Source organism: Zhongshania sp. (assembly GCF_029212375.1).
Classification (GTDB): domain Bacteria; phylum Pseudomonadota; class Gammaproteobacteria; order Pseudomonadales; family Spongiibacteraceae; genus Spongiibacter.
In genome coordinates this window covers 104,838-118,849 of the sequence record NZ_JARGNU010000014.1, presented here as the reverse complement: position 1 = coordinate 118,849, position 14,012 = coordinate 104,838, and the positions used below count along the sequence as shown (strand labels likewise).

Annotated in this window: 5 protein-coding genes and 1 pseudogene; 2 read left to right on the top strand and 4 right to left on the bottom strand. The window is 47.9% G+C overall.

What is annotated here, in order from left to right; genetic code table 11:
- Window positions 1–173: 173 nt before the first annotated feature.
- The 4 genes and pseudogenes from P1U47_RS14215 to P1U47_RS14200 all read right to left on the bottom strand — a co-directional run.
- Window positions 174–2,492 (bottom strand): annotated as a pseudogene (locus P1U47_RS14215) (phosphoketolase family protein); the annotation flags it as partial.
- Window positions 2,493–2,504: 12 nt separating this feature from the next.
- A complete protein-coding gene (locus tag P1U47_RS14210; protein ID WP_301029819.1) occupies window positions 2,505–3,842 on the bottom strand; it encodes an acetate/propionate family kinase in 1,338 nt (445 codons plus the stop codon).
- Window positions 3,757–5,112, bottom strand: a complete 1,356-nt coding sequence (locus P1U47_RS14205) for a dicarboxylate/amino acid:cation symporter (RefSeq protein WP_301029818.1) — start codon at window positions 5,110–5,112, stop codon at window positions 3,757–3,759. Before P1U47_RS14205 ends, P1U47_RS14210 begins: the two co-directional genes overlap by 86 nt.
- A gap of 314 nt (window positions 5,113–5,426) precedes the next feature.
- Window positions 5,427–6,020: a pyridoxal 5'-phosphate synthase gene (locus P1U47_RS14200; protein WP_301029816.1), complete on the bottom strand. Its 594-nt coding sequence runs from the start codon at window positions 6,018–6,020 to the stop codon at window positions 5,427–5,429.
- Between the two features lie 514 nt (window positions 6,021–6,534).
- On the opposite strand from P1U47_RS14200, the gene P1U47_RS14195 reads away from it, so the two are divergent.
- Together P1U47_RS14195 and P1U47_RS14190 are read left to right on the top strand one after the other, a co-directional pair.
- On the top strand, window positions 6,535–8,814 hold the full coding sequence (locus P1U47_RS14195; protein WP_301029815.1) for a nitric-oxide reductase large subunit: 2,280 nt from the start codon (window positions 6,535–6,537) through the stop codon (window positions 8,812–8,814).
- A 510-nt stretch (window positions 8,815–9,324) separates the two neighbouring features.
- Window positions 9,325–13,425, top strand: a complete 4,101-nt coding sequence (locus P1U47_RS14190) for a sulfite reductase subunit alpha (RefSeq protein ID WP_301029813.1) — start codon at window positions 9,325–9,327, stop codon at window positions 13,423–13,425.
- The last annotated feature ends 587 nt before the right edge of the window (window positions 13,426–14,012 follow it).

Sequence of the window (14,012 nt, the reverse complement as noted above, 5' to 3'; positions counted from 1 at the left end):
AACGTTAACGGATCATCTCTTAGGCACTGCGTACTATGACAACAGGAGAGTTATCCGTTCAGAAGATCTGGGCATCGGAACCGCGCCGGATTATCCCGTAGCTTATATTCGGCCACCAGTAAAATTGCGTGCTATGCAGCCTATTAAGTTACAAATCGATCACCTAGTACCCATTAATTGTAGGGCCAAACCCAGTTTTCAAATTCTGGCATATCGACGCCGTGCTCATGCGCGTACAGGCGGCACTCAATCTGCCGATCTCGGAAATCTTGCTTTGCATGGGCGCCAGCTACGCTTAAACCTGGTACTCGATTGATAACCTCAATCGCCAAACTAAACCTATCTATACGGTTTTCTATAGCAAGTTCTAACGGTGTATTGATATTGCCGCGCTCAATATAGCCACGGACGTGAAGATTTTTGTGGTTAGTTCGACGATATGCAAGACGGTGTATTAACCAAGGATAGCCGTGAAAATTGAAAATGATCGGTTTATCAACGGTAAATAAACTATCAAAATCGGAGTCGGATAAGCCGTGGGGATGTTCGGTGTCTGGTGTCATTTTAAATAAATCGACAACATTAATAAAACGCACTTTTAAATCAGGAAATGTCTCGCGCAGCAACGCGGTTGCTGCAAGTGCTTCTTTCGTTGGAATATCACCGCAGCCCACCATAACAACATCGGGTTCTACCCCTTCGTCATTGCTTGCCCAAGACCAAATACCAAGCTCTTTGGTGCAATGCTTTATTGCACTGTCCATGTCTAAATACTGCATATGCGACTGCTTATCACAAACAATAACATTAATGTCGTTGTGGCTGCGCAAACAGTGATCCGCCGTCGACAGCAAGCTATTTACATCGGGCGGCAAATAGATGCGCGTCACTAGTGGGTTTTTGTTTACGACTAGGTCGAGAAAGCCGGGGTCTTGATGGGTAAATCCATTGTGATCCTGACGCCAAACCGTAGACGTAATTAGCAGATTAATCGAGGCCACCGGTGCCCGCCAAGCAAGGTTTTCGCTAATCGCTAGCCATTTCGCATGTTGATTAAACATAGAGTCGATGACATGAACAAAAGCTTCGTACGTTGCAAAAAAGCCATGACGGCCGCTTAATACATAGCCTTCTAACCAACCCTCTAGGGTGTGTTCCGACAACATTTCTAAAACTCGGCCATCTGTGCTCAATTCACCGCCATTGGCATCTTCAGGCAAATATTCACAAAGCCATAATTTTTTACTGACCTCGTAGATGGCGTCTAATTTATTTGAGCTATTTTCATCTGGGCCAAAAACCCGAAAATTATTACTATTTTTACTCATAATGTCGCGCAACATGGCACCTAATGGCTTGGTGTTTGGCGCATACGACTTAGCTGGCTGATCTAGCATATAGGCGTAGTTTCGAAAATCAGGCATCCGTAAGTTGCGCTTGAGCAAGCCCCCATTCGCATGGGGGTTACCGCTCATTCGCCGAACACCTTTTGGCGCTAGCGCCTGTAAAGCTGGAACTAAGCTACCCTCTTCATTAAATAATTCCTCGGGTTTATAGCTCTTCAGCCATTGCGCCAAGATCTCGAGATGTTCAGATTTACTCTGCACATCCTTTAACGGCACTTGATGTGCGCGCCAAAAGCCTTCTATTTTATTACCGTCAACTTCCTTGGGTCCGGTCCAGCCTTTTGGCGAACGCAATATAATCATTGGCCACTGCGCGCGACGCGCCACGCCTGAAGCCCTTGCAGAATGTTGAATGTTTTGGATTTCACTTAAACAGGCTTCCATCACTTGAGCCATCTTTAGGTGCATTTCTTTGGGATCATTGCCCTCGACAAAATGAGGCTTCCACCCATAGCCAATAAATAGCGCTTCTAGCTCTTGATGAGGAATACGTGATAGTAGTGTGGGATTGTTTATCTTGTAGCCGTTTAAATGCAGTATTGGTAGTACTGCACCATCTCGAATAGGATGCAGAAATTTACTCGAATGCCACGATGTCGCTAATGGCCCGGTCTCCGCTTCACCGTCGCCTACCGCGACCGTAACAATTAAATCTGGGTTGTCAAAGGCAGCACCAAAGGCGTGGGAAACACTGTAACCGAGCTCTCCGCCCTCGTGGATAGAGCCCGGAAGTTCAGGTGTGCAGTGGCTGCCAATACCGCCAGGAAATGAGAATTGCTTAAACAGGTGCGTCATGCCGAGCAAATCTTGGCCGACGTCGGGGTATACTTCTGAGTAGGTCCCTTCGAGGTAAACCGGCGCGATGACGCCAGGCGCACCGTGGCCTGGGCCTGCTAGAAATATGGCATTAATATCGTACTTGTTAATAAGGCGATTCATATGCACATACATAAATGCGAGACCGGGGCTAGCACCCCAGTGGCCCAACAAGCGATTTTTAATATGCTTACTTTCTAATGGTTCGCGCAGCAATGGGTTTTCTTGCAAATAAATCATCCCAGCGGCAAGGTAGTTACAGGCGCGCCAATAGGCGTCAAGCTAATTTAATTCTATTGCTAACACCTCATTTTCTTGCTCATTAGCTATTTTTTCATGCTTTAATCCATCACTGTGAAGCGAATCAAAATCGATATTTACTAACGTTGCCATCAGCATTTCCTCGTCGGTTTTTATCGAACACACTTCAACGAGGCTGTCTGTATTACTTAGGATTTTTGAATTTTTTTCATTGGCTGCACTATCTAAAGACATGCCTAGCCAGTCAAAATTTGCGCAAACGCGTTTTCGAATCTCGGCGCTATTTGAACCGACACCACCCGTAAAAACGAGGGTGTCAATTCCTTTTAAAGACGTGATCATTGCGCCAATCTCGCGGCTTATACGATCCACATAGAATTCCAGTGCAAACTTGGCATTATCGCAATCACTATTTAACAGCACTCGAATGTCGCCACTAAGACCTGACAGACCTAATAGGCCTGATTCTTTATTAAGAATATTAGTTACTTCACTGGGTGAGTAATTTAGTTGTTCGATGAGATAAATAACCGCACTGGCATCAATCGCGCCGCTCCTAGTTGCCATGGCTAAGCCATCAAGTGGCGAAAATGTCATGGATGTACTAATGCTTTTACCGTTTAATAAGGCACATATACTCGCGCCGCCGCCTAAGTGCGCAATAATCGTCCGACGAGGCATATTCCCTGCGCTGTGCTCCAATAATCGACCTGCAATATATTGATAAGACAAACCATGAAAGCCATAGGGTTTGATTCCCTGTAGGTGTAAATATTGTGGCAAGGCAAAGGTTTGCGCGACTCGTGGCATAGAACGGTGAAAGGCCGTGTCAAAACACGCTATATGATGCGTGTTAGGCAGTTTTTTCATGAAGGTTCTTATTGCTTTTAAGCAAACAGATTGGTGTAGCGGAGCAAGGGGAACCAATAATTCGAGTTGCTCTAATACACCATCGGTAATATACACCGGCTTGGTGTAGGTGTTGCCACCATGTACAACTCGATAGACCACACTTGTGATCCTTTCAGAGGGAATACAACTTTTAAGCCAATTAGCGATCAGCTCAAACGCGTCATCAACACTCCGAATGGTCGTGCAAATATCACTCGGCGGCTTCCAATTTCGTTGGTCGATAACACCGCGATCATGGATCATAAAGCGCACATTTGAACCTACCCCTTCAACCTCGCCTCGGCAAAGTTCAACAGGGCTGCCTTCTTTTCTTTTAAATAGTGCAAATTTTACGCTGGTCGAGCCCGCGTTTATGACTAAGTTAAGGTTGGTCAACGCACTTCTCCGAAAAGCCATCGCTTTTAATTTGCTTACCCTTGGTAAAATACTGAACCGTAGTGCAAGCAACAACGTCGCCCAGCACGTTAACGGATGTGCGACACATGTCTAAAATTCTGTCTACGCCCAGAATTAACGCAATGCCCGATGCCGGAATACCCACGCCTTCCAACACCATGCTAAGTATAATAATGCCAGCACCTGGTGTTGCGGGGGAGCCTATCGACGCCGCCACCGCCATCGTTACAATAAATAAATAGCTGGATATACTAAGGTCAACATTAAATACTTGGGCAAGAAAAACTGTCGCGACGCCCTGATACATAGCTGTACCAGTCATATTGATCGTCGCGCCAAGAGGAACTAAAAACTGCGCAATCTCAGGGCTTACATTCATCTCATCTTCAACCACCTTCAAGGTAATGGGCATTACCGCCGCCGAGCTACTGGTTGAAAATGCCAGTAGAAGCAATTCTCTTACCTTCTTGAAAACCTCCTTTATTGAGAAGGTAGACGTTATTTTTGCCACAATAAAGTAGAGTACGGCTACCACAAAGAGCCCCAAAACAACCGTTAACACGTATACCGCCATACCGGCGAGAACATCTATACCAAGATTCGCAACTAGGCGTGTAATAAGGCCAAAAACGGCTATTGGGGCAAGCAACATCGCCCAAGACACAATGCGTAAACTCACTTCTTGCAGTGCACCGAATAAATCAAACAAAGGTTTAGACTGTTGAACAGGAATAGAAAGCATCGCCGCGCCAAGCACCGCAGCAAACAGTATTACTTGCAGCATCTCACCCGAGGCCATTGATGCTAATGGGTTTTTAGGGATAAGCGCCGATACTTTCTCTGGTAATTCTGATACCGCAGGAAACCCTTGTGCTACAACTTGCGTCAAGGAATCGGTATGGCTGCCAACCAAGGACGTTGCATCGACAAATTGCCCTGGTTGAATATTTAACGCCAAACCAATGCCAATGGCAGCGGCAAGCCCTGTAGATATAAAAATAAAAATCAAAGCGATGAAACCATTCTTTTTTATGGCCGCCGGATTGTTGTTTGCAGCTAGGCCCCTAACTATTGAGGCAACCACCAACGGTACAACAACCATTTGAATAATGGCCAGAAACACCTGCCCAGGTAGCGCCAACCACGCAGTAATGGCTTTAACAGTACTCGCGGATACCAGCCCTAGGTCTGGGCCAAGCATAACGCCGACAAGAACACCTGCAAAAAGCGCAATCAAAACCTTTAACCAAAGCCGACCACTGATTAAACGATCAAACTGATCTGCGATGTTTTTGAGGGAATTAGGTATTCTTTTAGTCATTATTCGCATCCACACTTGTCATATCATCTACGCCCTTCCATCTTAATTAATCAAATAAAATTCGTTTTATTAGTAAGGGGTCAGTCATCGAAGGCGCAAATTAAATAGGCCGAATGCCCTATACCTCAAGCATTTAAAAATCGAGAGTTATTAATTTAATAAACTTAAGCACTGCATGGATTTGGGTAAGCACATAACAAATTTTTGCTGAGGGCTAACAAACTGTAATTTATCTTCTAGGTTGGTTCACAAATCCCGCGGATTGTACGGCTGCTGCGGATGAGTACACGTATTCATCAACGAATGACCACTAATCAGGGGTTCAACATCTCTTTGCTCCAAGCGCCCTCTTTATCGCGTTGATATTTGATTCTTTCGCGACGGCGGTGCCAACCACTTGGCCAGAATTCAATTCGGTAAGGCACTATTCGAAACGCTAGCCAGTTTTCCTGGCGTAATATTTTGCCCGAGCTGAAATTTCCCGCTTGTTGATCGATAAGATTGCCATCGGTCTTTGTTTCCTCCGCTGGTGTGCCCTGCTCGGAAGCCCAAGCGGCAATTTGAAATGCCCGCATGCGCCTATTCCAATATTGGTCAGAAACCGCAAGCGACTGAACTTCAACACTGCCTTCAATAATCGCCTGCTCCTGCAATGCCGGCCAGTAAAAGCACAGTGATGCTTGGGGGTTCGCAAGAATTTGCAGCCCTTTACCACTGCGCACATTGGCAAAAAACAACAGCCCAGCAGCATCCACCGCTTGTATTGATATCATTCGCACCGACGGCCGCGCTGAAACATCTGCGGTGGCTAAGGCGGCGACTTCTGCTTCGAATGACCCGCGGCTGCGCGCTTCGTCAATTAACGCAGTAAGCCTATCTAAGGCCACTTGGTAGTAATCCCTGCTCATTCGTCGCCCACGCTAACTGTTTGTCATATGGACAACAATAACTGGGCGCCGCTGAGCCGTATTGATGTAGATCAAATATTTAGATTGTTGACCGAAATCAATAACTAATTTGAATGTTGATCATATTATAGTTGACAATTTTGGCAATATTTTGGGGAAGAAAATATGCGTTATTAAAGCTAGTCGCTAGGCTTAAACACGGGAACGGAGCGAGTTAATCTGGGCGTTAAAAATCTGCGCAACGATTGATTTAAATCAAGTCTCAGTTGCTCCGACTCGGGCAAGATCGCGCTAAGACGCGCCACTGTATAATTTCAATAATACATAATTTGTGGGTAGCGTAATTTTTGATGGTGGCAAGTAAGAACATATACAGAATACAGAATACAGAATACAGACACCGTCAATACAAAGTAACGCTGGCCACACCACTGGCTACTCCAGAGGCAACGGCGTTAGTGCTCTTGCTAAGTAAAATCATTCAGATTGGCGTTTATTTTTTGGAGTAATGCAAATGACCACCACGAAGCGCTTATGGATGGGGCTGAGCCTGCTTTTAGGCGCTACGTTTGCGGTTCTTTTGTTTGTAGGCAGCGAAATCAATCGAGTTGCACCGCCGCTGCCAGATAGAATTGTTTCCACGAGCGGAAAAACGCTCTATACGTTGGACGACCTCCAGACTGGCCGCCAAGTATGGCAAAGCATGGGCGGTATGCAGGTAGGTTCTATATGGGGCCACGGCGCACTAATCGCGCCCGATTGGACGGCTGATTGGCTGCATCGTGAAGCCATTGCAATGTTGGATATTCTGTCGCAGCGCCAATTTAATCAGGCCTTTAGTACACTAGCACTCGCTCAGCAAGCGAGTTTAAAGGCTGAACTACAAGCTGTCTTACGCCCCAACACCTACGACGAAAGTAGCGCCAGTATCATTATTTCTGACGATCGCGCCGCTGCCATCGAAAGCATCATTCCCCATTACATCAGCCTATTTGGAAGTGATCCAGCCACGGCTGATCTACGCGAAGCTTACGCTATTAAGAGCGGTAGTATCGATACCGCCGAGCACCGCCGACAAATGACAGGCTTCTTTTTTTGGACCGCCTGGGCGGCAGTCACCGAGCGCCCAAGTAGTGACGCTAAACACCCCGCTAGCTACACCAATAACTGGCCCTATGAACCGTTAGTGGGTAATGAAGCTACTCCGAGCACGTTCATGTGGTCTATGTTCAGCATTCTATTTATGGTTGCGGGCATAGGCTTACTCGGTTGGCACTATGCCGCCTATCATGGGAAAGAGTCACCGCTCACCCCGCCAACCACCGACCCACTATTAAAGCTGGTCATTACGCCTTCGATGCGCGCCACGGCGAAGTACTTCTGGCTTGTAATTGCATTGTTTCTCACGCAAATTCTGCTCGGTGCCATTACTGCGCACTATCAAGTTGAAAAAGACTTTTATGGTGTGAACATTTCCGAGTATATACCCTACTCGCTCACGCGTAGCTGGCATACCCAGTTAGCCGTGTTATGGATTGCTACGGCTTGGCTCGCCACCGGCCTTTACATCGCGCCTGCGGTTTCAGGCCACGAACCACGCTTCCAGCGTTTTGGTGTGAATTTCCTATTTGTCTGCCTGCTGGTTATTGTAGTCGGTGCCTTTACAGGCCAATGGTTTGCAGTGATGCAAAAGATGGGCTTGGAGTACAATTTTCTATTTGGCCATCAGGGCTGGGAATACGTTGATATCGGTCGTTTCTGGCAAGCCTTTTTATTCGTTGGCCTTATCGTCTGGCTAAGCCTTGTAGGCCGTGCATTGTGGCCAGCCATGCGGCGTAAGGACGACATGGCATCTATTGTTGGCCTGCTATTTTTGTCCACTATTTCAATCGGCTTGTTCTACGGCGCAGGTTTAATGTGGCGCGAACATAGCCATATCGCTGTTGTAGAATACTGGCGTTGGTGGGTAGTACACCTTTGGGTCGAGGGCTTTTTTGAAGTTTTTGCGGTTGCCGTAATTAGCTTTTTGTTTGTTCGCTTAGGGTTAGTGCGAGCGAAAACTGCCACCATCAATGTGTTGTTCGCAACGGTGGTTTTTATGTCTGGTGGCGTTCTGGGCACGTTTCATCACTTGTACTGGACAGGGACGCCAACAGCAGTACTGGCCATTGGCGCGTCGTTCTCTGCACTGGAAGTCGTCCCACTTGCACTCATCGGTTTAGAGGCCTACGAAACGTGGTCGAACAGCCGTGCCACACCGTGGATGGCGCGGTATCGCTGGCCGATTATGTTCTTTTTAGCTGTATCGTTCTGGAATTTGGTTGGCGCCGGTCTATTCGGTTTTCTCATTAATACGCCTATTGCACTATATTATATGCAAGGGCTTAATCTCACACCGCTGCATGGTCACACAGCGCTGTTTGGGGTCTACGGAATGTTGGGTATTGGCTTAATGTTATTCTGTCTTCGTGGCCTCAAGCCACAAGCCCAATGGTCGGAGGGGGCGTTGCGCGGTAGTTTCTGGTCGCTGAACATAGGCTTAGCACTTATGGCGCTACTAACCTTGCTTCCGATTGGCGTACTGCAATTAAATGCCGCACTGCAAAATGGTTACTGGTATGCCCGCTCTGCAGAGTTTATGAGTCAACCACTTATTCACTTACTGGTATGGATGCGAATGCCGGGAGACCTCATTTTCTCTGGGGGTGTATTGCTACTGGCGTGGTTTGTGTTCCGCTTGTGGTTTATGAGAGGCAAACAAATAAATACCGCTGTAAATAAAAAGCGTATTTAAATAGCTTTAATGGACAACATCAGGTTTAAGCCTAGCAATTTTCGCTAAACCGGCAATAGCGAGCGGGTGTTATTTTGCTCGTATTATTTCTTGAATAAATAGAGGGTAATGCAAGTATGCCGTTTTGAGGTAAGGGTATTCGCATAACCAGCACTGCTGGTCGCTACATCATCTACAACACTACGCGGTAGACGTGCTCTGAGGCTGAAGCAACATAAAATTTATTACTGCCTCCATATGTCGAGTATTGGATTACCGAAAGTTCTTATAGAAAACCGCAATTCTTGGACGTGAGGCCTGTTGGCACTCTAAACGATCATTGCTGCGCTAAAATAGCGCCACTCAGCCGCAGCTAGACCCAGATTCACTGCACCAAAAAGGCAATTTATTGTTTATTTAGCTTATTCCTGCACAGAAAATATCCACGATCCCCTCTTCTAACGAAAACTCTAATTTGGCACAGCTCTTGCGCTTCCTATATGTGTTTTGCCATATAGCGAATTAAGTACAATGGGTGCCCAAAGCCGACAATCTATTAAAAGTGTCTGCCCTTACTGCGGTGTTGGTTGCGGTATTGTTATGCAGGTCGAAGATAACAAAATCATTAAGGTGAGTGGCGATAAAGCACATCCTAGTAATTTTGGACGGCTCTGCACAAAGGGCTTAACCTGCGGCGAGGTGGTTGCGGCGCCTGGGCGTTTGGATGCAGCCTATATCCGCCAAGCGCGTTTGCACGACCCTGTTCGAATTAGCGTAGACACTGCAATAGCGGAAACCGCTCAGCGTTTAACAACAATACTCCAAGCCCATGGCCCCGATGCCATTGCATTTTATGTTTCTGGGCAAATGTCCATGGAGGCCCAGTATTTAGCCAACAAGCTGTGTAAAGGGTTTATACGCAGCAATAATATAGAATCGAACTCCCGCCTGTGTATGGCCAGCGCCGGCAGTGGCTATAAACTATCTTTAGGTGCAGATGGGCCGCCAGGTTCTTACCACGACTTTGATAAGGCCGATGTGTTTTTTGTTAGTGGCGCCAATATGGCCGACTGCCACCCTATTTTATTTCTGCGGATGATGGATAGGGTTAAAGCGGGCGCCAAGCTGATTGTGGTAGACCCCCGCCGCAACACCACCGCAGAAAAAGCTAGCCTCTTCCTACAAATTAAGCCGGGCACCGACTTAGCCTTACTTAATGGCTTGTTGCACTTGCTGGTCGTTAACGAGCAGATAGACAAAGCATTTATCGACGAATTTACCGAGGGGTGGGAGCGTATGCCCGCCTTTCTCGCCGACTACCCCCCCGCGCGGGTGGCGGCGATTACGGGTTTGGCTGAAGAAGATATTCGCGCCGCTGCGCAACTGATTGGTGATGCTGGCGAGTGGATGAGCTGCTGGACCATGGGCCTAAACCAAAGCACCCATGGCACGTGGAATACCAATGCGATTTGCAACTTGCACCTAGCCACCGCGGCCATTTGCCGGCCTGGTAGTGGACCGTTTTCGCTCACTGGCCAACCCAACGCCATGGGTGGTCGCGAAATGGGATACATGGGGCCAGGGCTACCTGGCCAACGCTCCGTATTAGACGACAACGATTGCGCATTTGTAGAAAATATCTGGGGTATTCCCGCAGCTAGCCTCAGCAAAAAAGTGGGCAATGGCACTGTGGCCATGTTTAAAGACATGGCTGCAGGAAAAATTAAAGCCTGCTGGATTATCTGTACTAATCCGGTCGCTACCGTGCCCAATCGCGACAATGTTATTGCCGGTTTACAGGCTGCGGAACTGGTCATTACGCAAGATGCCTTTCTAGACACCGAAACCAATCGCTATGCCGACATTCTGCTGCCTGGCGCGCTGTGGGCCGAAGCCGAGGGCGTTATGGTCAATTCGGAGCGCAACTTAACGCTGATGCAAAAAGCCGTAACGCCGCCAGGTGAAAGTTTACCAGACTGGCAAATCATTGCGCAGGTGGCCTGTGCTATGGGGTTCGAGGCGGCATTTACCTATTCATCAGCGGCAGAAGTATTTGAAGAGCTTAAGTTGTTTTGGAACCCAAAGACCGATTACGACATTCGCGGCGCCAGCCATAGTGCACTTCAGCAAGCATCACTGCAGTGGCCCTGCGCAAAGCCGAGTGCTAAGCGCAATCCCATTCGCTATTTAAATAATGGCGTCAGCCAGACTCTTGTGCAAAGAGACGACGGCAGCCAGCCGCGGCTGGTATTTCCGACCGAAGGCGGCAAAGCATTTTTTCTAGCGCGACCCCATGCTGATCCTGCCGAAATACCCAACACCGAATTCCCCTTGGTATTAAACACCGGGCGTCTACAACACCAGTGGCATACGTTAAGCAAGACCGGCAAAGTGGCCAAACTCAATAAGCTCAACCCTGGCCCATTTGTAGAAATTCACCCAGAAGATGCCGCCGCGCTTGGTATTAGCGACAAGACCTTGGTGAAAATTCAATCGCGGCGTGGCGTGGCAACGCTGCCGGCCTTGATCACCAATCGAGTGCGGCCTGGCGACTGCTTTGCGCCCTTTCACTGGAACGATGTCTTTGGCGACGGCTTGGCCATCAACGCAGTTACCAGCGATGCGGTCGACCCTATCTCGCTACAACCTGAATTTAAATACTGTGCCGTGGCACTGAGCCCCGTGGCAATTGTGGCACCTATTGCGGAAAATCAGGATATGGAAAGAATTGACCTTTTGACCCAAATACTTGGGTTAACAGAGATGCCCAAAATTGAATTAACGCAGGACGAACAATACTACCTCCAAGGCTATGTACTTGGATTGCGTCAAGATACCCGTCGCGACAACAACGCCATTCCCACCATAATGGCCACAGCGCCCATTGCTAAAGACCGGCGCCTACTGATTGATGGCTTATTAGCGGGGCTTTTTTCCCGCTCGTGGCCAAGCGCTAGCGCCACAAAAGAGCTAGCGCTCAATGAGCCACCGAAAACCCAAGACCAAGCGATATGCCTACTCTGGGCCTCGCAAACCGGCAACACAGAAGCATTCGCAAGCCAGTGCTACACGTATTTACAGAATAAAGGGTTTGCTGTGCAGCTCTTGGAAATGAACGACGTCAAGGTCGAAACACTCTCTCAACGCGAGCAGCTGCTACTTATCACCAGTACCTTTGGCGACGGTGATCCGCCAGACAACGGCGCAGAATTTTGGGCAAGCCTCGCCGCCAGCACCCAATCACTTACCAACACCCGCTTTGCGGTATTGGCCTTTGGCGATTCTAACTACGACCAGTTTTGCGGCTTTGGCCGTAATCTAGATGCACGGTTAGAAGCCTTGGGTGCCACGCGGCTTATTCCGCGGGTAGACTGCGAACCCGACTACGAAGAGAGTGCCGAGCAATGGCTAGCAGCGATTAGCCAGACCTTGACCAACACCGCGGCAGAAACGCACAGCGTCAATATCGCGGGCGAAAGCACCAATGCAGAACTGGACGCCAAGCAACAAAGCACATTGTTGTGGAGTCGCAAGCACCCCTACCCGAGTCGGCTTCTGCTTAATCGCAAACTCAACAAACCGGGCTCCGACAAAGACACTCGCCAGTACGTGTTTGACCTGCAAGACAGTACCCTCACCTACGAAGCTGGCGACGCACTGGGGGTGTGGCCGCGCAACGCGCCCGCCTTGGTTAGTCAACTCTGTGATGCCCTGAAGCTAGACGGCAAAGCTGTGGTTGCTGTGCCAAAATTGGGTGAAATGTCGCTGCAAGAGTCGCTTATTTCTCAATATGAAATTTGCCATATCAATAAAGATTTTCTGCACTTTGTTCACAACCAAACTAATAACCCACACCTAAAAACTTTGCTCGGCAACAAATCTGCCTTAGCGCAATGGTGCTGGGGACGACAGATTGTAGATGTACTGCAAGGTTTTCCAATAAAGATTACCGCCCAAGCGTTTGTGGATTCACTCAAGCGGCTCCAGCCTAGGCTGTATTCCATTGCCTCTAGCCCCAAGGCCCATGCCGACCAGGTACACGTCACTGTTGCGACAGTGCGCTACCAATTTGCGGAGCAGTGGCGCAGTGGCGTTTGCTCAGATTTCTTGGCAAATCTCCCGAATAACCTGCCAGTGCCAATTTTTGTGCAGAAATCCAGCCACTTTCGCCTACCCACCGACACCAACAAACCGGTGATTATGGTTGGCCCAGGAACCGGAATTGCCCCCTTCATGGGCTTCCTTTACGACCGGCAGGCCAGCGGAGCAAAAGGTGAAAACTGGCTGTTTTTTGGTGAGCAGCGCGCCGATACCGATTTTTATTTTCAAGACGAATTAGAGGCGCTACAACAACAGCGAGTACTTAGTCGCCTAAACACCGCCTTCTCCAGAGACCAAGCCCAGAAAATCTATGTTCAGCACCGCATAATTGAGCAAGGTAAAGATGTGTTTGCATGGTTGCAAAACGGTGCGTATTTTTACATTTGCGGCGATGCCAGCCGCATGGCCAAAGACGTCGATAGCGCACTGCGCGAGGTAGTGGCGACTCACGGCGGCATGAACGCAGAAAAAGCCGACGAATACGTAAATCATTTAATTAAAGAAAAGCGATACCTTAAAGATGTCTATTAAAGTAATTTCTTCAATATTATTAATAAATCACGCTGAGCATTTTGACTACGGCTAACACCTAACAAGTTTACGCCGGTCGGGTAGGGAGTCTTTGGCTTTCAATTTGAGCTGAACGCTAAGCTTGGCCCAATTTAAAATTTCATATATTTCAACAGTATACCTTGCCAGCCAAGGTAAATTAGCCAAATTTATTCGGCGCCCGACTCCATACGGCTTACCCCTATTTTCATTTTCGCTATTTGAATATTGCTGGGGTTTCAACATCGCGACTCGCCAGTATCACCTTTACCGACTAACGCAAAATGCTAATTTGCACTCCTTATAAAGTAAGAAGAAGACGCCATGTTAACGGGCTAAAACCTGCGCCGTGCGCTCTGGTTTGGCTTGGGTTGGTTTAGAGATTTTTGCAGTAAGTTGCCGATATCGCTCAAATCCTGAATTGAGTATTTGGCTAAACGATAAAGGCCGATTAGAATCCTAAAGCAGCTCGACATTAGTTTGGCTAAATATAAGCAAATTAAGGCATCGTTCAGCAAAATAATTATAAATTTGACGTCATCCAAGTTTCTATGGAGAAACTTGGCCCT